At 45.6% G+C, this 21454-nt stretch carries 27 protein-coding genes; 6 read left to right on the top strand and 21 right to left on the bottom strand.

The features are described 5' to 3' along the window. Positions 1-28: 28 nt before the first annotated feature. The 3 genes from BN6539_RS10955 to BN6539_RS10945 all read right to left on the bottom strand — a co-directional run bounded on the left by BN6539_RS10955 (position 29) and on the right by BN6539_RS10945 (position 2946). Complete coding sequence (locus BN6539_RS10955; RefSeq protein WP_067537953.1) at positions 29-1477, bottom strand: ParB/RepB/Spo0J family partition protein; 1449 nt, start codon at positions 1475-1477, stop codon at positions 29-31. 301 nt (positions 1478-1778) lie between these two features. Next, positions 1779-2705: a putative ABC transporter permease gene (locus BN6539_RS10950; RefSeq protein WP_074038095.1), complete on the bottom strand. Its 927-nt coding sequence runs from the start codon at positions 2703-2705 to the stop codon at positions 1779-1781. Then, positions 2698-2946: a hypothetical protein gene (locus tag BN6539_RS10945; RefSeq protein ID WP_067537949.1), complete on the bottom strand. Its 249-nt coding sequence runs from the start codon at positions 2944-2946 to the stop codon at positions 2698-2700. Before BN6539_RS10945 ends, BN6539_RS10950 begins: the two co-directional genes overlap by 8 nt. Before the next feature lie 123 nt (positions 2947-3069). On the opposite strand from BN6539_RS10945, the gene BN6539_RS10940 reads away from it, so the two are divergent. The 4 genes from BN6539_RS10940 to BN6539_RS10925 all read left to right on the top strand — a co-directional run bounded on the left by BN6539_RS10940 (position 3070) and on the right by BN6539_RS10925 (position 5484). Next, the gene (locus tag BN6539_RS10940) at positions 3070-3480 is read left to right on the top strand and encodes an Lrp/AsnC family transcriptional regulator (protein WP_067537945.1); all 411 of its coding nucleotides are present in this window, start codon (positions 3070-3072) and stop codon (positions 3478-3480) included. Positions 3481-3594: 114 nt separating this feature from the next. Further along, positions 3595-4017 carry a helix-turn-helix domain-containing protein gene (locus BN6539_RS23435; RefSeq protein WP_067537942.1) on the top strand — a complete coding sequence of 141 codons (423 nt, stop codon included), beginning with the start codon at positions 3595-3597 and terminating at the stop codon, positions 4015-4017. A gap of 1 nt (position 4018) precedes the next feature. Continuing rightward, positions 4019-4753, top strand: a complete 735-nt coding sequence (locus BN6539_RS10930; RefSeq protein WP_067537939.1) for an ABC transporter ATP-binding protein — start codon at positions 4019-4021, stop codon at positions 4751-4753. Then, on the top strand, positions 4750-5484 hold the full coding sequence (locus BN6539_RS10925; protein WP_067537935.1) for an ABC transporter permease: 735 nt from the start codon (positions 4750-4752) through the stop codon (positions 5482-5484). The genes BN6539_RS10930 and BN6539_RS10925 overlap by 4 nt, the downstream gene beginning before the upstream one ends. On the opposite strand, the gene BN6539_RS10920 is transcribed toward BN6539_RS10925, so the two are convergent. Next, positions 5435-6784, bottom strand: a complete 1350-nt coding sequence (locus BN6539_RS10920) for an MATE family efflux transporter (protein WP_067537932.1) — start codon at positions 6782-6784, stop codon at positions 5435-5437. The genes BN6539_RS10925 and BN6539_RS10920 overlap by 50 nt on opposite strands. Positions 6785-7030: 246 nt before the next feature. On the opposite strand from BN6539_RS10920, the gene BN6539_RS10915 reads away from it, so the two are divergent. Further along, a complete protein-coding gene (locus BN6539_RS10915) occupies positions 7031-7429 on the top strand; it encodes a helix-turn-helix domain-containing protein (protein WP_067537929.1) in 399 nt (132 codons plus the stop codon). A gap of 82 nt (positions 7430-7511) precedes the next feature. Here BN6539_RS10915 and BN6539_RS10910 read toward each other — a convergent pair whose 3' ends face one another. Further along, on the bottom strand, positions 7512-7715 hold the full coding sequence (locus BN6539_RS10910) for a hypothetical protein (RefSeq protein ID WP_067537926.1): 204 nt from the start codon (positions 7713-7715) through the stop codon (positions 7512-7514). Between the two features lie 186 nt (positions 7716-7901). Between BN6539_RS10910 and BN6539_RS10905 the strand changes: the two genes are divergently transcribed. Next, positions 7902-8111, top strand: a complete 210-nt coding sequence (locus tag BN6539_RS10905; RefSeq protein WP_067537923.1) for a hypothetical protein — start codon at positions 7902-7904, stop codon at positions 8109-8111. A gap of 60 nt (positions 8112-8171) precedes the next feature. On the opposite strand, the gene BN6539_RS10900 is transcribed toward BN6539_RS10905, so the two are convergent. The 16 genes from BN6539_RS10900 to BN6539_RS10830 form a co-directional block, all read right to left on the bottom strand. Further along, positions 8172-8366 carry a hypothetical protein gene (locus BN6539_RS10900; protein ID WP_147363152.1) on the bottom strand — a complete coding sequence of 65 codons (195 nt, stop codon included), beginning with the start codon at positions 8364-8366 and terminating at the stop codon, positions 8172-8174. A 129-nt stretch (positions 8367-8495) separates the two neighbouring features. Next, complete coding sequence (locus tag BN6539_RS10895) at positions 8496-9230, bottom strand: hypothetical protein (RefSeq protein ID WP_148484477.1); 735 nt, start codon at positions 9228-9230, stop codon at positions 8496-8498. Positions 9231-9257: 27 nt separating this feature from the next. Beyond that, complete coding sequence (locus BN6539_RS10890) at positions 9258-9953, bottom strand: DUF5058 family protein (protein ID WP_067537911.1); 696 nt, start codon at positions 9951-9953, stop codon at positions 9258-9260. A gap of 4 nt (positions 9954-9957) precedes the next feature. Continuing rightward, positions 9958-10731: a creatininase family protein gene (locus BN6539_RS10885; protein ID WP_067537908.1), complete on the bottom strand. Its 774-nt coding sequence runs from the start codon at positions 10729-10731 to the stop codon at positions 9958-9960. 26 nt (positions 10732-10757) lie between these two features. Beyond that, complete coding sequence (locus BN6539_RS10880; protein WP_067537904.1) at positions 10758-12041, bottom strand: MFS transporter; 1284 nt, start codon at positions 12039-12041, stop codon at positions 10758-10760. Positions 12042-12196: 155 nt separating this feature from the next. Then, complete coding sequence (locus BN6539_RS10875; protein WP_067537901.1) at positions 12197-13132, bottom strand: LysR family transcriptional regulator; 936 nt, start codon at positions 13130-13132, stop codon at positions 12197-12199. Positions 13133-13167: 35 nt separating this feature from the next. After that, positions 13168-14166, bottom strand: coding sequence for a GGGtGRT protein (locus tag BN6539_RS10870; protein ID WP_067537897.1), 999 nt, complete (start codon positions 14164-14166; stop codon positions 13168-13170). Between the two features lie 12 nt (positions 14167-14178). After that, complete coding sequence (locus BN6539_RS10865; protein ID WP_067537894.1) at positions 14179-14871, bottom strand: iron-sulfur cluster assembly scaffold protein; 693 nt, start codon at positions 14869-14871, stop codon at positions 14179-14181. A 136-nt stretch (positions 14872-15007) separates the two neighbouring features. Continuing rightward, positions 15008-16378: a radical SAM protein gene (locus BN6539_RS10860; RefSeq protein WP_067537891.1), complete on the bottom strand. Its 1371-nt coding sequence runs from the start codon at positions 16376-16378 to the stop codon at positions 15008-15010. Positions 16379-16559: 181 nt separating this feature from the next. Next, complete coding sequence (locus BN6539_RS22750) at positions 16560-16862, bottom strand: hypothetical protein (RefSeq protein ID WP_207645095.1); 303 nt, start codon at positions 16860-16862, stop codon at positions 16560-16562. A gap of 22 nt (positions 16863-16884) precedes the next feature. Next, the gene (locus BN6539_RS22745; RefSeq protein WP_207645094.1) at positions 16885-17148 is read right to left on the bottom strand and encodes a hypothetical protein; all 264 of its coding nucleotides are present in this window, start codon (positions 17146-17148) and stop codon (positions 16885-16887) included. Between the two features lie 122 nt (positions 17149-17270). Next, positions 17271-18563 (bottom strand): hemolysin family protein, encoded by a 1293-nt coding sequence (locus BN6539_RS10850; protein ID WP_118335972.1) that lies wholly within the window; start codon positions 18561-18563, stop codon positions 17271-17273. 226 nt (positions 18564-18789) lie between these two features. After that, positions 18790-19218 carry a Fur family transcriptional regulator gene (locus tag BN6539_RS10845; protein WP_067537883.1) on the bottom strand — a complete coding sequence of 143 codons (429 nt, stop codon included), beginning with the start codon at positions 19216-19218 and terminating at the stop codon, positions 18790-18792. Between the two features lie 21 nt (positions 19219-19239). Then, the gene (locus BN6539_RS10840; protein WP_242869395.1) at positions 19240-20115 is read right to left on the bottom strand and encodes a putative manganese transporter; all 876 of its coding nucleotides are present in this window, start codon (positions 20113-20115) and stop codon (positions 19240-19242) included. 82 nt (positions 20116-20197) lie between these two features. Beyond that, positions 20198-20548 (bottom strand): ArsR/SmtB family transcription factor, encoded by a 351-nt coding sequence (locus BN6539_RS10835; RefSeq protein WP_067537876.1) that lies wholly within the window; start codon positions 20546-20548, stop codon positions 20198-20200. A 12-nt stretch (positions 20549-20560) separates the two neighbouring features. Continuing rightward, positions 20561-21322, bottom strand: a complete 762-nt coding sequence (locus BN6539_RS10830; RefSeq protein ID WP_330385071.1) for a nitroreductase family protein — start codon at positions 21320-21322, stop codon at positions 20561-20563. Positions 21323-21454: the final 132 nt, after the last annotated feature.

Genomic DNA, 21454 nt, shown 5'->3' with positions numbered 1-21454 from the left:
GCCCTCGGGACAAAGTGTCTCGAAGTTGTTACTTGTCAAGTTCCTGCTTTTTCGGGGCTTTTGCCAGCTCCGGCGGCTGTTTTTCTTTCCAGTCATCCAGCAGGGACATAATCTGTTCTTTCATTTTGGCGGGAGTGACCTCCTTGCCAAAATACTTTTCCAGTTCCGCAGTAGAAATAATCACGCCTCGATCCTCCTTTTTCTGTTCTGATAAGATACCGTCAATGACATCGCCGTTGAGCTTGCCTTCCTTATCCAGCTCCCGGAGCCGTTTGGCCTGGGCCAGCGAGGGCGAAGCCTGCTCCCCGTCAATGGAAACAGCAATAAGCCTCTGATTTTTCGGTTTGATGTAGGAAAGCTCCACGGCAGGCATGAAGCCCATCTTTTTATCGTCTACCTTATCCAGAAGCTCCGGCACAAGGGAGTTGAGCCGCAAGTAGCGCATGACCTTTTTATAGTTCATTTCATGCGCCTCGCCTACAATCTCAACCGAGCGTTTCCCGACATCGCCTTCCGCAACACCTTTCAGCCGCCCGCCCTGATGCTTGATGTCCTCAACCTCGAGTTCCAGCAGCGCGGCCAATTCGCTGGGGAGCATCCCGTCACGCTGCTTGTTGCTGTCCTTCATGGCCTGTACCGCTTCGTGGTCGGTCATTTCACGGACGATAAAGGGCATTTCCTCCAGCCCCGCCAGTTCACTGCCGTGGGTACGGCGATGGCCCGCTACAATTTCGTAGCCGTTTCCATCTTTCTCCGGGCGGGCAAGACCGGGAACCATTACACCGTTTACGCGGATAGAAGCAACGATTTCCTGCATCTTCGCATCGTCCCGTACCTTAAAGGGGTGCGGACGGAATGTGTGAAACGGATGAACCTCGGAAAGTTTCAGATAAACCAGCTTACCTTCCTCAACCGGGCGGGGCGGTGTAGTCGGCTCGGGAGCCGTCTGTTCCGCAGCAGCAGTTTCCTTCAGTGCCGTATCCTGTGCGGTCTTAATGGGCTCCTTGGCATCCGGGGCCTTTCCGTCACTTCGGGACACTTTGTCTCGTTTGGACGGCTTGGGCTTGTCAGGGGCCGTCTTATCCGCCTTGGGTGGGCGGCCCTTGCGGGCCCCAGCCGATTTCTCCGATTTTTGATTTTCAGTCGCGGCCTTTTCTGCTTTCGGCGGACGGCCACGGCGCGGCTTTTTCGGTTCCTCCGTATTGGCGGGCTGCGGTGTTTCTCCGGGAGCTGCCGCCTCTGGCGTTTCGGGGGTTTCCGCCTTTTCGACTTCGGCGCGGGCGTTCTGCCTCTTTTCCGCCATAAGTTCATTGATTTTGTCAAAGGACACAACCACATCGCCGGACTCAGGTATGGCAGGCCCGGTCTGTTCCTGCTGGGGCTCAGACGCTGCGGCCTGTTCGGGTGTGGTGATAGGCTCGGCGGCCTCCGGGAAAATATTCTCCGCAGGGCCAGTATTCAGTTTTTCATCGGCCATTTACGATCCTCCTTTTCGTTAAAGTTGCACAAATTTGAACGCTAAAATTTTGTAGTTATTTTTGTGCCTCCTTTCCGTCTATCCACGCAAAAAAGCCGCCCGTTTCTCATGCCGGACGGCTTTTTGCGTAATGTGATAGATCAAATATTATTTTTTCTGGTTTGCAGGCTCCGAAAAGCCTTGTATTTACAGTGTTCCTAATAGGAAGTAATCATATGCGTAACCGGCCTCTCCCTGCAAAGGAACTGTACTGCTCCCACGAAAAAACGCCCCCAAAGGGGCGTCAGGCCGGCGGCAAAATCTATTTTTTCAACATATTTAATAAACTGTCCAGTTCCTCTCTGTGATGCTTTGAAACAGCGCCGGGATTTCTGCGCAGAATCTTCGCCAGATGATTGTACTCACGGTCCGTCCTGCTGAGGATTTTCCGCTTCTCTACCTCTACTCTATTCAAATAATCTGTAAGGTCAACAGAATTGGCCTCTGTATTGGTGAAATAGTCGAAAATCTGCTGAGACAAATTTTCCAAACGTGCAAGACTACGCGCTCTGGCCTCCTGCACATTCTCTGCGAAACGCTCTTTGCGCGTTTTTTTCTTTGCCGACTGTTCTTCCTTGAACTTGCGCAAATCTTCCTCCGCCATAGCGGCCACAGCGTCGATACGCTTTTGCAGCTTTCTGATTTCTTCATTGCTTTCAGCAAGCTTAATCAGAGTTGCTTTCAAGTCCATAGCTTCATTGAAGGAAACGGTCATATCCACTGCCACATAAATTGTCAGGGCAAAAGCAGTGATGTCCACTGCGGTCATCGGGATTGACATGACCAAATCCTCAATAGGAGGATGAAGCACCTTGACTAACAAAATCGAAAAAGCACCCCATGCTAAAGAAACCATTATGCAGATATGTCCCTTTAAATTGAACTTGTGCCGTGTATAGTCCCAATACCTGACGTGAAACAGCTTTTCCATGGCGTCGCCAGTGAAATATTCCAAAATCGTGGAGCTGATCATCCCAAAGAGATAAATCAGCCAGATATTGTCACGGATACCGAGGGTACTGAGTAATATCACGATTGCGCCAGAGCCATAAATGGGAAGAAAGGGACCGTGAATAAAGCCGCGATTCACCCACTCTCTGGCTCTGACAGAAACATAAGCAGACTCCCAAATCCAACCCAAAAAACAATAGATGTAAAAAAACAAAAACCATTGTGCTGTGTTATACATCTTTTTTACCTTCTTTGTGGCATATAGAAACATTGGGACAACCTGAACACGTGAAGTCACATCGTTCATCATCGACATTCCGCTTTGCTTCATTTTTTTCCGCTAGAATAACGGCTGCAAAAGCCAGCAGTGCGATGACCACGGCCACCACTATGATATATCCAATATGAGTCAAAAAATAATGCATCTCAATCACCTCCATTTTGATAATATATACCAAAACTCCTGCAGATGCAAACATTACTATATAAAAATAGAAGCTGCAGCCTTTTTATACATCTTTTAGAGCCGGACGTTGACCGCCCTCTCTTAATAAAGTAAAATAGAATTTAAAATTACTTAATTAAATTAAGGAGAAGATCTTATGGATACAACTGATCTGAAAATAATAAACCACTTGAAAAGTCATGGCCGTGCACCAATCAAAGAAATCAGCTCCGTAGTCAACCTCTCTTCCCCTGCCGTTACTGAACGGATGAAACGGCTGGAAGAGACCGGTGTCATCAAAGGGTATCAGGCAGAAATAGACTATACAAAGCTGGGCAAAGCGATTCAGGCCTTTGTTGCAGTAGATGTGGAACCAAAGAAATATGAAAACTTCTGTGCTTTCTGCAAAAGCAGTCCCCAGGTATTATCCCACTTTCATATCATTGGCCCTCATAATGCCATGCTCCATGTTGCCGTCACTGGCTCGGAAGAATTGACTGAGCTGCTTTCGAAGATTCAGTATTACGGCGTATCACAGACCTCTGTCATTCTGAATCGAATGATTTAACAAATGCGGCAAAATATCATACGTAACTAAAGATAACATAGCTGGTGAGTTTTGGTTGGTAGTAAAGGTTTTTAAAGCGTGTTATTGTAGAGAAAAGAAAGGAGTGTGAAAAATATGATTTCTGCGAATTTGACGTATCTGCGTAAGTATTATAAGTATTCTCAAGAGTATCTCGCTGAAAAAATCGGCGTATCCAGACAGGCAGTAGCTAAATGGGAAAGCGGCGAAACGGTCCCTGATCTGGAAAACTGTATCGCTCTTGCCAGTTTATACAACGTTACTTTGGATAATCTGGTTCATTACAATTCAGAAAGAGCGGATCTGCCAATCGCACCTAAAGGCAAACACGCTTTTGGCACGGTCACAGTAGGTGATCGTGGTCAAATCGTGATTCCCAAGAAGGCCAGAGATATCTTCGATATTAAAACGGGAGACAGCCTCATGGTCCTCGGTGATGAGGAACAGGGAATTGCAATAGTCAAAACAGACATTTTTTTAAGTGTCATACGGGATATGATGTCAAAAGGGGAAAAATAAAATGAAACCAGCCATAATTACAACGAATCTCACCAAAAAGTATGACGGCAAAACGGCCGTAGACAATTTAAATTTGATGGTCAATCAGGGGGAGCTGTATTCTCTCTTAGGCGTCAACGGTGCAGGAAAGACGACCACCATCAAAATGCTTTCCTGCCTGATTAAGCCTACATCGGGAGATGCTAATCTCTGCGGTTTTAGCGTACAAAAAGAAGCTCTGAAAGTAAAAGAGAAAATTAACGTATCGCCTCAGGAAACAGCCATCGCCATGCAGCTGTCAGTCAGGGAAAATCTGGAATTCATCTGCGGCATCTACGGACACGATAAGTCTTCATCTAAGAAAAAGACGACCGAAGTCATCGAGAATTTGGGACTTTCTGAGATAGAGCATTCCAAAGCCCGCACGTTGTCCGGCGGCTGGCAGCGCAGGCTGTCTATCGCCATGGCTCTGATCTCAGATCCGGAAATTCTCTTTCTCGACGAACCGACTTTGGGCTTGGACGTCATTGCCAGAAGAGAGCTTTGGCAGACAATCAAATCTTTAAAGGGTCGTAAGACCATCATTTTGACCACTCACTATTTAGAAGAAGCCGAAAGCCTGTCGGATCATATCGGCATCATGACAAAGGGACGGCTGGTCGCTTCCGGCACTCCAGAAGAACTGAAAGCCGATGCTGGAGAGGATCGTTTTGAAGAAGCGTTTGTAAAACTTTGCGAGGGAGGAATCGGGCAATGAAAACACTAGCATTTGCATCGCGCAACACAAAGGAAATGATCAGAGATAAAATTAATCTGTTCTTTGGCCTTGGATTCCCGCTTATACTCTTATTCCTGCTATCCATGATGCAGGCTAACGTTCCAGTCAACCTCTTTGCCGTCGAATATCTGACGCCGGGCATCACCGTCTTTGGATATTCCTTCATCTCCCTGTTTGCGGGTATGATTGTTGCCAAGGATCGAACCAGTTCTTTCATGCTGAGGCTCTTTACATCGCCGATGACCTCTGGGAATTTTATCACAGGATACATGCTGCCGCTGCTGCCTATGGCCGTCTGCCAAACCATCGTCTGTTTCCTGGCAGCGATTGCTTTAGGCCTTGATTTGACAGTGAATGTCTTTGCCGCCATCGCCGTGCTGCTGCCTTGCTCAATTATCTTCATCGGAATGGGACTGCTCTGCGGCTGCATCTTTACTGAAAAACAAGTGGGCGGCGTCTGCGGCGCTTTGTTCACTAACCTGACGGCCTGGCTTTCGGGGACCTGGTTCGATACCAGTATTGCAGGAGACATCTTTGATACCATTGCCCATCTCCTGCCCTTCTGTCATGCCGTCGATGCAGGCAGATCCGCCCTCTCAGGTGATTACGGCGCCATCATGGCTGATCTTCTTTGGGTCATCGCCTATGCAATCGTCATCATCATACTGGCAATTGTGGTGTTTCAGAGGAAGATAGCGGCGGATAAATAGTTTTCTTAAGCATAAGCAAAGCTGCTAGCAGCGTAATCGTCTCCGTCACAGGAATTGCCGTCCACACACCAGTCATACCAAAGAATCTCGATAATAACCAGGCCGACGGTGCGATAATCACCAAGCCTCTCAGCAGAGAAATGATAAATCCTTTCTCTGCTTTTTCCATTGCACTCAGGTATCCGGCTAATACGATGTTCAGACTGCCAGGAAAAAATCCCAAAAAATAGATTGTAATTCCTTCTTTGGCGATGGATTGCAACAATGGGTCCCCGCTTTTGTTAAAGAGTGCGACGATACCGTCATTAAAAAGATTAGAAAAAGCCACGATGGCGGCTGTCAAAACCAAAGCTACAACCACCGCATCCTTCAGTACAGCCTTAAGCTGTCCCGTCATACTTTTGCCATAGTAATCACTGACCAAGGGTTGTATGCCCTGGGCAATGCCAGTAAAAATTGACACTGCGAAAAGCGCCACATTGGCGACAATTCCATAAGCTGCAACGGCAGTGTTACCGCCCAAACCGAGAAATAAGAAGTTAAAGATCATAATGACTGCACCGGTGGATAATTCGTTGACAAAAGAAGAAATACCCAATTTGCAGAAATCAGCAACTGTATGCAGCAAAAACCTCGTCTTTATCAGCTTAAACTGATTTTGTTTCTTGATAAAGTGCGCAGACAAACAGCAGATGCTGATGACCGGCCCGATTCCCGTAGCAAAAGAGGCGCCAAACATGCCCCACTTAAATAGATAGATGAACACGTAGTCTAAAATGATGTTGGAGAAATTTCCTGCCAACATAGCAATGGTAGCTAGCTTCGGATTGCCATCATTTCTTACAAAAGCTACAATCGTATGGTTTACAATATAAAAAGGGGCGAAGAACATGATGACTTTTAAATAGGTACTTGTCATTCCCTTCGTCACTTGATCCGCACCGATGGCTTCTGCAATCCGGCCTGCAAAAAGAAGCCCAACGACAGCAATCAGGCAGCCTGCTGCAATGCCTGCCATGATCGCATTAGAAAAGACTCGGCTGCCAGTCTCCCGTTCTCCGCGCGACATACTGACAGCGTATCTGGTGCCGCTGCCGATACCCACCATGAGACCGATAGCCTGTATAAAGCTGAACAGCGATATCGCAAGGTTTAACGCAGTCAAGCCGTCAGCTCCGATGCCGTTAGCGATAAAAAACGTATCTGCCACGATATAACAGGAGCTTCCAAGCATGGCCAAAATGTTCAGTGATACATATTTGGCAAACTTCTTTCTGCTCTTATCATCAATTCTCTCCATTACTTCCTCCTAAAAAAAGTGCCCCTTGGGTTCCTGCTTGCGACCTACCGGAACCTTTGAGACACTTTCACTCATCTACCCGGTGGCAGATGAGAAGTTTTAATATTTAACTATCTGTATTTTAACATACACCATTCATAATGGAAAGTCAAAAACTTTTATCAAAAAAATGAAACTATTTGGCGCAACTTTCACTCTATATATAGTGTGGGGGAAAATTAGTAATTTAATTAGGAGGAAGACGCAGTGAAAATAGAAGTACAAATGCAGGTCGCAGAAAACATTAAATATTTAAGAAACGTATTCGGATACACACAAACGCAGGTAGCAGACGGGATTCACTTGTGTCGCAGCACATATGCATTATATGAGACAGGGAAAAAAGTACCTGGTGCGGATACCATCATAGATTTAGCTGATTTCTATCATGTCAGAGTCGACACGATATTACAAGCTGAAAATGACCGTTTTGTCAACGACGTCATCTTTTCAGACAGGTGTAAAGAACAATTATTAACATTAGTAGACATCTTTTATCAGCTTTCACCTCATGGACAAGGTTGTCTTATCGAGCGAGCCAGGGTTCTTCTTGAAGATGAAATATCGGGAGAAATTCCAAGTTTTAATCCCATACCCATGGCTTAAAGCACTTATTATAAACAGCATCCCACACAAAATAAAGCTGCCGCGCCGACATTTGGAATATCGGCGCGGCAGCTGCTTTAATTTACTGCTCTTTTCCAGCATCGCTTTTCATCGCATCTACAATTTCAAGGCTTTCTTCCACACCTTCTAATATAATCTCATCACTGACTCCCGGAGCAAAGGTAATCCTCAGTACAAGCTCATCGTCCTTCATAATTTCAATATCTGTATCTCTGCTGCTTTCTCTGATCTTTAAAACATAATCTTTATATAACAGTTCTCTCATGGCTTTCGCTTCCTTTTTTCGTATTACTGTTTTATCATGTCCGTTTCCTTTTATTTCATACACACCTGATAGATGTCACTGTTTTGGCTAAATGTGAGTGTCAAATTATAACAAGATTGACTGTTCAATTGACAGGGCAAAGATATTCGCTATAATATAATAGATAAAAAGTGCAGAGGTAATGAAATGGGTATAGTTAAGTTCTCAAAGAAGTTGAAAGGGTCACAAAAAAAAGAGCAGTTCGTTGCGCCTGACGGACCACATCCTTATATTGGCCCCGATGAAGAAATCGTAAGAAAAATTGCAGAAAAAAATACAGCTGAGGTGCTAAATAAACTGTTTCACGATGCTAAAACAATGGAACGTTTTAGACATTGGGATAAAAACAACGATTAAAAAGCAGCAAAATTGGGTGCCGTAAAAACGGCACCCAGTTAGTGGCCAATGAGTGTTACTTTATGTGGTGGTCAGAATATACTTTTTTTCGTATTTTTGATCAAAATCAAGGTTATAAATGACATAGCCAGTATAGTAATTTACTACAGCATAGATATGCTCAACCTCAAAATGTGCGTACTCAATACCTTTTATTTCAACAAGGTATGAGATACCGTCTTGTTCTACGGTGATCTTATCTAATGTTTCATCCATTTCTGCGTCCTTTCCCATGAACTCAACTGGGCGCCAGATATTATTTTACAATAAAAACTGATGAAATCATAGCGGTAAGTTTTGGAATTGAAAACTTTTGCCAAGGATCGGATAGTCGTTTAGTTTTACTCAGTTATTACGATTCTTGTATTTATCTTTTCTATATAAATAGATACCTGCGGCTGCGCAGAGCATAACATTGGAGATAAGTAACAGGTATTCAGGTATTACCAGTACGCCGAAGTGAATCAGCAGTAATGCGCCCAAGATCCCCCAGACAGCAAGTCCCGGCTTTTTTATGACAAGTCCTGCCAGAAGAGATGCGTAAATCGCTACAGGTACATAACCGAACATATTCCCTACATTTTCAGGCAGGTTACGCAAAAGTGCTGTGCCGAAAATAGCACCCATAGTAACAAACAGCAGTGTTGTTACCACAGAACCCGCAATCCCCAAAGTAGCTATAATTTCGCCTTTCTGTGTACCTGCTTTTGCATTAGCAGCAGTCTGAGCCGCAATTGCACACGGAATCCTGACATTCATGCCGCCAACCAGAAACGCCATATATGCTCCCGCTGTCCCCAGTACAGGGAAGTACGAAATCGGTTCCACAATCCACCATGCAATAGAGGCTGACACAATAACCGTCATGATTGTTATAATTTGTCCGCCAGTCGGCATGATGCCATATTTTAGAGACAACACCATTGCTGGCAGGTAGCTCAATATCAGTGCACATAAAAATGCAACCGTTCCTACTCTGATGCAAGGTTTATGAAAATCAGCTTTGTAAACCACTTCTGAAACAGGGTTATCCATATCAATGCCTGAATTCGATTTTGATTCTTTAATTTCTGCCTCCATAACTTCTCCCTTCATTTCTTCTGGATTCTAAACTCCTGATGCAGCCATACCTACAGCCATCCCAATAATCATCGAAATGCCAAGTACATATTCTTTCAGCCATGTCTTCTTTTCAGACAACTTTGTCAGGCATAATTGGCTTGAGATTGCCCCGGCTGCCGCTGCCGCCATATCCCAGCCCACTATTACATTTTGAACCGTCATATACGACATGATTCCAATCATGCAGGACACACTGACCACCTGCAGCAATTTATCATCGCGATGTTTAATTTTCGCTTCGATCTTGTTCGCTGACGGGATTAAAAATATGTTGATTAACCAGCTAATGCCCAAAGTAGACATCGCCCAAATGGATGCAATATATCCTACAGCGTTATATTCATCGCTGCCTAAATTTTGACCTACTGCAGATGCACCCAGCCCGGCATGCAGCAATTCAGCATCGGCAGAACCGATGACAGAAAGCCGCATCCAGGACATCGGTGTGCCAATGGCTGACATCAACCCCACCATAACGATAAATACAGCAAAGGATGGACCTATAGCCGAAATGGCCCCTGTCCTGAAAGCCTTACGACATTCCCTCACAGAAATACCTGCTTTCCTGGCTATATTCAGAGTTTTTCTGCAAATAAGAAGTACGACTGCCAATACTAGAATTACCAGCGGGATACATGCATACCATAATACAGGTGCATTTGCAATATCAAGATAATTCATAAAATCATTCTTTCTTTTCTTTATATTCTTTAATCAGCTTCTGATATGCACGAATTTCTTTACAGATTCCTTCTATCATTTCATCTGCCGAACGTTTGCCGAGGTCTGCAGTCGCTTTTGTTGGATCACCGACGCAGCCATTGGGAGAAACAAAATCAATGCCATGCATCATGGCGATGCTGTCATCAATCACAGGCAGATCCACTGTCGTATAGCCCCTCTCTGTCGCCTCCGTTTTTACCAGTTCAGGGTACCAGTGCATCATCCAGGACGTCTCCAGTTCATTGGCGTGAGCCCCCTCTTCTTTGCTGAAATAAGGGAACCCATCGCAGCTTCCATATAAGTCGATATGACAAATCGGAATCAATGTAAAATCTTCTTTGTAGAAGTCCTGACAGGTGAGCATTGCCGTAGATGCGTTACCTCCATGGGTACAAATTACAACAATCGTCTCAAATCCTTGTGCAGCATAACTGTTGATATAGTCTCTCATCACCATGGACAAAGTCTCATGAGACAAGGTTACTGTCCCAGGAAAGCACATATGATGCGGAGAATATCCGGGTCGTATACTCGGTGCAGCCAGAGCATCACCCAGCGCTGCCGCAACCTCACACGATACAGCTACGGCCAATGCATCATCTACGCAAATAGGCAGCCCCGGTCCATGCTGTTCAATTGCTCCAACACCGATGACGACCGTTTTCTTTCCTGCTTTCATGGCCTTGTCAATCTCAACCCATGACATGTTTTCCATTAAACAACTCTTGTCAAACATATTTTCTTCCTTTCTCAAACCTTTGGTCACGACAATTTCTTTTCTTTTTTCTGCAGATAGATAAACAGCAGGATGAATGCAAGCAGCAACACGATGCCCAGATAGCCAAGCCAAGTAAACGTAAAAGTATACCCTTTATTATCTACAGAATATCCCAGCAGTATATTCGCTATAATAGAGAAGAAATCCATAAAGAACAGCATCGTACCGTTCACCCTTCCCTGCTCCGTGTTTTTACTATTTCTTACGGCCATGATCTGCAGCGGCATATAATAGCAGTTCGTTACATAATACATCATTACGGCAGCGCCAAACATTGCAGAAGTTTCTGCACTTGCTAAGATAAATGGGAACAGCATCTGGCCTGTAAATGCGAAAATGACGAAATATCCCGGCTTTACAACATCACATAAAATACCGATTACGATACCGATGATGCCTACTATAATACCTCCTGTAGTAGCAGGGGTTAGATAATCAAAAGACATTTTCTCTGCATAGTAAGGCAGAAAAGAGCTGTCAATCTGATACACGATGTACTGCGCGCCATTGAGAATTGCAAATGGAAGAGCCGCAACAGAAAACATAGCAAACAGTTTCTTAAGCGGATTATCCTGTTTCACTGGCAGTGTGTCTGCAGAAGGTGTATTCTTTTCTTCAGTTCTTTTTTCTTCAGCGCTTTCTTTCAGCCTTTCATTATCAAAGAAAAATATCGCTATCACGCCCACAAGCTGAATTCCAAAAGAAATATAGGTCGGAATCGTCGCTCCCATTTCGGTAAACATCTTCGCGCCTAAGCCACGGGCAGAGGAACCTACAATAAAGGAGATCCCCTCACACAAAGCAAACGCCGTTCCTACTATTTTCCTATCAACAAAGGTTGCCAAAAGTGCATAAGGAAAAATTCCTACAAAAGACCAGAGAAGTCCGTCTATGATGAATGCGGCATACATCATTGTTGTTGATGTCGCATACAGATACAGTAAGGCACTTGCCCCTTTTATAATAGAAGCCACAATAAAAATCGGTTTAATATTTGCGCGGAACTTATCGATGATCGCACCTCCTGGCGTTCTCATCAGCAAGCCGCAAATCAAAAAAATGGAGATCATACTTCCGTAAACAGTGGCTGAAATTCCGTGATCGTCCATTACGAGTAAACCTCTGAAACCATTCTTGTAATAGCACGAGTAATTCATACACGCATAGAAAATAATCAGCAAAATTACATTTCTGTTGCCTAAACTTCTGGCAGCCGTTTTTAACTCAGAAAAATCCAGTTTTTTCTTTGGAACTGTGTTTCCTGGCATCTCACTTGTCCTCCTTGTCAATTATTTTCTAAATTATCTCACAGTTGCTGGCAGTTGAGAAGTGATAGCTTTCTTTATCCCCCCTTTAGAAAAAACTTAACATAGGCGATTTACACTTTAGGACGAAAAATAGCGGCCCGTAAGGCCGCTATCTTTTATGTCGGATTTTTCTCTAAAATTTTCAATAAATAATTGATGAAATAATGTGCAGGTTCACTGAGCTCATATCGATCAGAATATACATAATATAGAAATGATCTTGCACCTTCCACCGGAATACTCTTCCAGTTATATTGCTCAGCCCATTGTTCAGGACCTGTCGTACCAATGCCGTAAGCGTTGGTGCTTCCAATTAAGCGAGCCTTCCAGTCAACATTATTAACTGTAATTTGTTTTTTCGAATTGAAGGCTTCTGTTGGGCAATAGCTTGGATGGCTGAAATCCAATGGATGAATCACGTCATCAGCAGAACTGTGATAACTGACATAGGGATAATCATGAAGCTTTGATAATTCAAAGGACTGTCCCTCTGTATTGTCGGCAAGTGCAGGATGATCTGCGCGCAGATTAATATTCAAATGCTGCTCAGCTAGCATTTGAATTGATAGTCCTTGGTCCTTAATCCTCTGGCATTCAATGGAGGCTATCACTTCCGGCATCGAAATTACAGCAATTTCCGATAGATGCATTTGTACAGCTTCTATACATTTAGGAAGAAAGGCCACATCAATTGAGAGGAGATAATTATCTTTTTCTTCATAATGTCTGCACAAAGATTCAAATGCCATATAGCAATATGGCAAATGCATACAAGTGCAGGAAAATCGATTGACCGTTTCTGCCTCTTTCAGCTTTGCAATAGTATCAATCTCCAACTGAATCTTCATTGCATGCTCCAAGAAAACAGTGCCCTTTTCTGTTAAAGTAATCCCGTTGTTTGAGCGATGGAAAATCTCAAATCCGACTTCGCTTTCTAAACCTCTGATCGATTGACTCAAGTTGGAGGTAGAAGTGTAAATCGCCTGGGCCGCTTTTGCAATTGTCCCATTTTCAACACATGCAATGACATATCGTAATTGTAATAATGTCATAGATGGTTACCACTCACAAAATCTGCATTTTTCAATTATTGAAAGGCTTCCTGCACTGCTACCGCAACAGCGACGCTGGCGCCTACCATCGGGTTGTTGCCCATGCCGAGGAAACCCATCATTTCCACATGTGCCGGAACAGAGGAAGATCCTGCGAACTGGGCGTCAGAGTGCATCCTGCCCATGGTGTCTGTCATACCGTAGGAGGATGGTCCTGCTGCCATGTTGTCAGGGTGCAGCGTTCTTCCAGTACCGCCGCCTGACGCTACGGAGAAATACTTCTTTCCAGCAAGCACTCTTTCTTTTTTGTAGGTGCCTGCCACAGGATGCTGGAATCTGGTCGGGTTGGTGGAGTTTCCCGTAATGGAAACGTCTACGTTCTCGTGGTGCATGATGGCCACGCCTTCTCTCACGTCGTTAGCCCCATAACACTTTACCTTTGCCCGGTCGCCTTTGGAATAAGGCGTCTCACTGACGATTTTCAGCTCTCCGCTGTAGAAATCAAAGTCCGTCTTTACGTAGGTAAATCCGTTGATTCTGGAGATGATCAAAGCAGCGTCCTTTCCCAGTCCGTTGAGGATGACGCGGAGCGGTTTTGTTCTCACCTTGTTAGCGGAATTTGCGATGCCGATAGCGCCTTCTGCTGCCGCAAAAGACTCGTGGCCAGCCAAAAATGCAAAGCACTCCGTCTCTTCGCTGAGCAGCATGGAGGCCAAGTTCCCGTGGCCGATACCCACCTTTCTGTCATCAGCGACAGAGCCTGCGATGCAGAAAGCCTGCAAGCCTTCGCCGATGGCCTTGGCCGCTTCTACAGCAGTGACTGCGCCCTTCTTCATGGCGATGGCCGCTCCCAGAACATAGGCCCAGCAAGCATCTTCAAAGCAGATGGGCTGGATGCCCTTTACAATTGTATAAGGGTCAAAGCCTTTGTCAATGCACATCTTTCTCGCCTCTTCCAGGTCCTTGATGCCGTATTTTTTCATAGCCGCTTCGATGCCGGCAATTCGTCTGTCATAGTTTTCAAATAATTCCATCTCGCCTGCCTCCTATTCTTTCCGCGGATCGATTTTCTTGACAGCTTCATCAAATCTGCCATACTTTCCGCTGGCCTTCTCTATCGCTTCCATAGGATCTACACCGTCTTTGATGAAATCCATCATCTTACCCAAATTTACATATTTGTAGCCGATGATACTGTCGTTCTCGTCAAGACCTTCTTCCAATATGTAACCTTCTGCCAGTTCCAGATATCTAGGGCCTTTCGCCTCGGTGGAATAGATCGTTCCTACCTGACTTCTCGTTCCCTTACCCAAGTCTTCAAGACCAGCGCCTACTGCAAGGCCTCCTTCAGAGAATGCAGACTGGCTTCTGCCATATACAATCTGCAGGAATAACTCTCTCATCGCTGTATTTATCGCATCACAGACCAGATCTGTGTTCAGTGCCTCCATAATGGTCTTACCTACGAGAATTTCTCCAGCCATCGCTGCAGAATGTGTCATGCCGGAACATCCCAGGGTTTCGATCAAAGCTTCCTGGATGATTCCCTCCTTCACGTTCAGGGTCAGCTTGCAGGCGCCCTGCTGTGGCGCACACCAGCCAACGCCGTGAGTCAGACCGGAAATATCGCTGACCTCTTTCGCCTGTACCCATTTTCCCTCTTCGGGAATCGGGGCAGGACCATGATTTGCATCTCTATTGACGATGCACATGTTCTCGACTTCTTTTGTGTATATCATCTTCTACCTCCATTCAGTGTCGTTGGTTTTAAGTATATCATCGGCCAGACATTTATTCAAGACGTAAAAATGGGGCGGTCAGCCCGATCTGTGAAAGCATCCGTGCAGGCCCGCCCTTTGATGATCAATACCCTTTTTAGATTGTCTTACTGCAAGCCTTCCAAAGCCGGTCAGCCTCAGGCCCCCAGCTTTCGGCATACTGATGGCACTTGGCGCAGAGGTCGTCTGCACTTTCCGGCGATTGCAGATCTGTGGACTTTGCCCCCGTCTCTCGAACCAACTGTGGCAGAATGTCCGGATTCTCCAGCATCGGACAAGGCCTGAGCGGATTCTCGTTAAATGGCTGGCTGTCGTGATAAGCCATAAAGATCGGCGAATGCAGAACCTCCAGCAGCGACTTTTCTTTGATGTTGGCATTGGAATAGTGGATGAATACGCACGGCTCCGCATCTCCGTTTGCGTTGATATGGAAGTAGTTCCTGCCTCCAGCGATACAGCCGCCCACATATTCGCCGTCGTTCTGGAAGTCAAAGCAGAACAAGCCTTTGCCGCTGATCATATTTCTGATCTCCCTGATGCGATGATACATGTAGATCCTCTTCTCCTTTGTCGGCAGAAGATCCGGCGAAGCGTCGTTACCCACAGGCATATAGTGGAAGTACATGGAGAACTTGACACCTTTGTCGATCTCCATTTGGATGAACTCGTCAGAAGTAACCTTCTCGTAATTGCTGCTGGTATAGCAGATCGATGTGCCGAAGAGGCAGCCGTTTTCTTTCAGCAGATCCATGGCGCTCATAACTTTCTGATAAACACCCTCGCCCCTTCTCTGGTCGTTGACGTCTTTTGATCCCTCCAGGCTGATGGCAAGGTAGAGGTTTCCCACCCTCTTCAGATCGTCGCAGAACGCCTGGTCTACCAGCGTTCCGTTGGTAAAGGCGATAAATGCGCAGTCTCTGTGTTTTTCACAGATTTTGATCAGGTCATCCTTCCTGACCAAAGGCTCTCCGCCAGTATACATGTAGAAAAAGATGCCCAGCTCCTTGCCCTGTGCAATCAAATCGTCCATATCCTCAAAGGACAAGTTCAATTTGTTGCCGTACTCTGCTGCCCAGCAGCCGGTGCAGTGCAGATTGCAGGCACTGGTCGGATCCATCAAAATCAGCCACGGCACGTTGCATTGGTACTTCTCACGCGCATCTTCCATGACCTTGGTGCCACAGAACATGGCTTCAAATCCGAAGTTCAATACCGCCGTCTTCAATACATTTTTGTCCAGTTCCCCCACAAATCGGTCTATGTATTTGACGAGAGCGCCGTCCTCGTTCATGATCATTTCTTCTGCCTTCTCATAGTCGATGACAACGTCAGTTTGATCGATATAGGGCTTTGCCATGTCGAACATCTTTTTCAGTTCGTGCTGCCTGTCTTTCCCCATTTTGTCGTAAGCCACATCAAAGGCTTTCGCAAAGGCTGTACGTTCTATCTTATGTTTCAAAGTGTTCATTTTCTACTATCTCCAATCACAAAATCTAACAATATCTTTAAAACTTAACGTTATTATAGACCCGAGATTTTGCTAGTGCAAACGTCAAAACTGCCGATTTGTATAGAAATCCGTCACTTTTTGCGGACTGTAAAAGGCAGTCCGCTTAATGCGAACTGCCCTGCTTACTTTTCCTGCATTTCTATGCAATTGTATTTACCTTTTCTTTTAGTAACCTTACATCATCTTCCAGCAGACCGACACGAACCAGAAGCTGTTCTTCATCAACATTTCCCTTGATGGCTTCATCCAGCTTTCTGGACAAATCGCAATGCCCTTCTGCAATCGTTTTGAGATGACGGTTCGTTACATTTTCAAGAATCACCTTGATCGATTTAGTCTGGTTCTTCAATGAGGTCATCTCACTCTTCATCAACGTCGTCTCATTTTTCAGTGAACTGATGTCACCTTTCATCGATGTGATGTCATCCTTCACCAATGTCATCTCTTTTTTCAATAAACCTATCTCACCTTGCAGCTCTGTTCTGGTGTCTGACATCTCTTTTTTCAGTGAGCCTATCTCCCCTTGAAGCTCTGTTTTCGTAGTCGACATCTCCTTCTGCAGCTCTGTTCTCGTACTCGCTATTTCCTTCTGCAGCTCTGTTTTCGTAGTTGACATTTCTTGTTTCAACTCTGTCATACCACCCTGTAAATCCTTGAGCGCTTCTAAGATCATTTCTGTTTCCTTCGACAAAAGATGCACCTCTCTTTCTGTCGTCTTTGGTTATCATTCAACCGCAAACACTACGTTCTGTTTTCGCCTACGCTCGTCATTAGCCTGATACAAATATTCTATCATGTAATCAATCCTCTCGCAACAGAAAGCCGTCTCTTCGACAGAAAAAAAATTCCGCTATTTCTTCACAACGGTGGCTGAGCCAATTCTATGATTTTGCACACTGTGCACTTCGATGGCCAGGCTCTCTGTCTCGATGGCAAAGCCTTTGCCATCCTCTGGAATCTCCGCGATCAGCCCGCAGATAAATCCGCCGAAGGTATCATAAATCTCTACAGGCAAGTCGACTGCCAGCTCCTCGCTGACATCGTCAATGTCTGCACAGCCGTAGATCAGCCATTTGTTTTCGTCAATCTTTTGAATGTCTTCCGGTTTTTCTTCTTCTTCCTCGTCGTGGAGATCGCCAACCAGCGCTTCCATCAGGTCGTGCAGGGTAATAATGCCGGACAAACCGCCGTACTCGTCGATGACCACGGCAAAGTAGACACCTTTCTGGCGCATATTTCTAAACAAAACGTTGGCTTTCATGGATTCCGGTATGAAGTATGCTTTTTTAACGGCTTTTTCCATGATGTCTTCCAAATTCTTCTTTCCACTTCTGAAATAATCCTTTGTATCCAAAACGCCCAGGATGTCGTCGATACTGTCTCCGCAGACCGGATAATAGGTATGTCTGCCGTCATAGATGATCTTCTCCCACTCCTGCAGTGTGTCTTCCGTACTGAGCGCCAGTACATCAACTCTATGGGTACAGATCTGTTCAACGGCAATGTCGTCAAATTCAAAGACATTTTGGATGATCTCATTTTCATCAGGATCTATGACTCCCTGCTGGTTGCCCTCCACCAAGAGCATTCTGATTTCTTCCTCCGTCACCTGCTCGTCGTTTTCATCGGGATCGATGCCCAGCAGTCTGAGAATCAGATTGGTAGAAACCGTCAATAGGAACACCAGCGGCGCGAACACCTTTGATACGCCGTGGAGCAGCCCCGACATGCCCAGTGCCAGAGATTCCGCTTTCTTCATGGCAATCCGTTTCGGCACCAGCTCGCCGAAAACCAGATTGAAGTAGGCCAGAATCAGGGTAATCAGAATGACGGAAACGGATTTTAAGACGTTGGCTGGAACAGTGATGCCCCAACTCATCATGGCATCTACCAATGGGCCGGCAAAACTGTCTGCAGCAAAAGCACTGCCCAGAAGACCTGCCAGAGTAATGGCAACCTGTATGGTAGCAAGGAATCTGGCTGGCTGTGCAGTCAGTGCAGAAAGGCGCACCGCCCGCTTATCACCTTCGGCAGCCATCCGCTTCAACTTATTATCATTCATAGAAATCACTGCAATCTCTGCGCTGGCAAAGGTCGCATTTAAGAAAATCAATACAATCTGTAAAATAATCGGTCCAATCATTTTTATATCCTCCATATATTATCATGCTGCATTTTAGCTAAAAAAACACAAAAAGGTATCGTCTGTCACAAAGTTTGTACAGACGGTACCTCTATATCACCATAACACTACATGGAGTAGTTATCATTTTACTTGTATCACTGTCGCCATCGTCCATGTACCAAATCCCACCTTTCTGTTTCAATATATTGATAGATAGAATAACGGAAAAGGCCCATTTTGTCAATCATACTTTTTGTTTATTTTGCATTTTCTGGCATTGGCTGCAAAGTCCGTAGATGACGGAATTCCTGCACTGCAGGGCAAAACCGTGATCTTCCGCGATATGGCGAGAGATTTCAGCCATAAAGCAGCAGTCCAGATGAATCACCGCGCCGCACTTGACGCACTTGAGGTGGAGGTGTTCATCACACTTGTGTTCTCTCTCCACATACTGATAGGTCGTCTTGTCGCCCTTCTCAGCAGCGTATTTGATCAGGTTGCCGTCCTTCTCTAATTTATCTAAATATCTGTAAATGGTCGTCACATTGACGGAACAATGCTGTTCTTTCATGTGACTTGCGATATCACTGACGCTGACCGCCCGCTCTTTACTTTCTATCAAGTATTCCATAATCTTTATTCTGCTATTTGTTTTATATTCATTGACTGCCATAATTGTTACCTTTTAAATCCATCAAAATGTGATCCCCAGAATTTCAATCAGCACGCCCCAGGCAACGCTGACCACGTACAAAATCGCCGCAATCGACAGACTTTCCCGCGGATGGGTATTTTCTTTGAACAGCACCAGCAGCCCGACGCCAGCGCTGACAAGAAGTCCGCTCATCATAGGACCTGCACTGATGATGCCGTCAAGATAGAGCTGTGTGATGACCACCGATGCAGCACAGTTGGGAATCAGACCGACCAATCCGGCGACTGCTTCTCCCAGAACTGGCACATTGGAAAAGAGCAAATAGATATTTTCCTCTCCGACAAAGTAGATCAAAAGGCCGATTGCCAGTGATACGATCAGGATAAAGAGAAATACCTTCAGCGCATGCCGCGCCGCTTCGACAAAAATTCCCGCGCCGCAGTCACAGTGGCCGCTATGAGGTTCCCCGTCAAAATCCCTTGGCCGCTTCTTCCTCCGCGCCATCCAGCCGAAGAAAAGTTCGACCAGAAAACCGCTGATCATACCGATTACGACCTTTGTGCCCATGATCTTTAAAATCGTCAGCCCTGCCACCTTTTCTGAAATCAAAATCGGCAGCATCTCATCAGAGGTGGACATGTAGATAGAAATCAAGGTGCCCAGGGTAATGACTCTGCCTATATAAAAGTAGGACGCTGCCGCAGAAAATCCACACTGCGGAAAAGCGCCGATCAGTCCGCCCCAGATTGGACCCACTCTCCCGGCTTCCTGTATTAACTTTCTTGGACGGTCACTGGCCGCATGTTCCAGCACACCCATCACTAAATAGGTGAGGAACAAAAACGGAAGCAGCTTGAAGCTGTCAACCAGCGCCTCTAAAATCACTTCCAGCATGGACTCTCCTTTGCTCGTCATCGTTCAAATTGCAACTCAATAGAATTTGCAAATCATTTGCTTTTTGATTATAGCACTTTAGACGAGATTGTCAAGAGGCCAGTTATCGAACATCTCCAATATGCCTGACTCCTTCATTGACTAGATTGATCAAATCCGCAATTGCTTTCCACCTTGTCTCATCTGCGCTGATATAATAGAAGTTTTTGGTTCCCTCTTTTCTCATGTTGACAATGCCGGCGGACTTCAATATCTGCAGATGGTGCGATACGGAAGGCCTGGTCAGATGGGCTTTCTCTGCAATTTCTCCAACGCGGATGCCCGACAGGTCGCTCTCTAAAAGTACCAGCAGAATCAGTTGTCTCGTCTCATCACCGATTGCGGTAAAAGCGCTTCGGCATTCCTGAAACCCCTTCGTGATCTTTTCTAATCGTACTTCACATTCTTTGTCCATCAAAATTCACCTCTACAGATATTTCACGTCTATTTTTTCCCGTGGCACTGCCCTATGGTATTTTACCTTTGGATAACCTAACACCAGCACTGCGGCGGCTTTTTTACCTTTCGGTATGCCCAGCGCCTTTTTTATCTTATTTGAAACATTGACCGCCGATGCAAAGAAACCGCTGAACAACACGCCTAACCCGCCTGCCTCTGCCACAAATTCCATATTTTGTGCCGCCAGGACACCGTTGGTACGGTCTTTTGCCACGATGACGATGACCAGCGGTGCATGAAAAAAGAAAAAGTGGTCGTCCACCTGGTTTCTTCTTACCATGGAGCTGAACAACCCGGCAAAGGGTTTGATTCTGCGAAAAAGTTTCACAGCCATCCCTTCGAATTTATCTTTTTCTTTGTCCAATACGACAAAGGAAACGTCCCGCAGGTTCTTTGCCGTGTGGGTCAGCCGTCCGGCCTCGAGAATCTGTTCCAGCACCTCTGCCGGAACCGCCTTATCCTGAAACTGTCTTACGGTCCTGCGAAAACGGATCACGTCAAGTACCTGCGCCGGATCCAGGCGGGTCTCTTTGGTCTGCACGGGCAGCGCCTCCTCATATCCTCCGATTGAAATTGCTTCCTTCGGACAGACGGCGACGCAATGGCCGCACTGGATACAATCGTCCGTAATGACATATGGCATCCCGTTCCTCATCTCAATATTGTGCGCAGCGCAGTCCTTTTTACACATTCCGCAGCCGATACATCTCTCTCGATCTATCTTTATCACATGCTCTACCATCCTTTTTCCTCTCTTTCGTTAACATTCTTTAACCATTATATCAGATCGCGCCATGACTGCCACATCGGTAAAGAAACTCGTTACCATCAAAATAGAGCATACATGATGCATGCTCTATCT

Origin of the sequence: Emergencia timonensis (genome assembly GCF_900086585.1) — a bacterium.
GTDB classification, from domain to species: domain Bacteria; phylum Bacillota; class Clostridia; order Peptostreptococcales; family Anaerovoracaceae; genus Senimuribacter; species Senimuribacter timonensis.
Note: the sequence above shows the minus strand (reverse complement) of the source record. Positions and strands in the feature narration are given on the sequence as shown.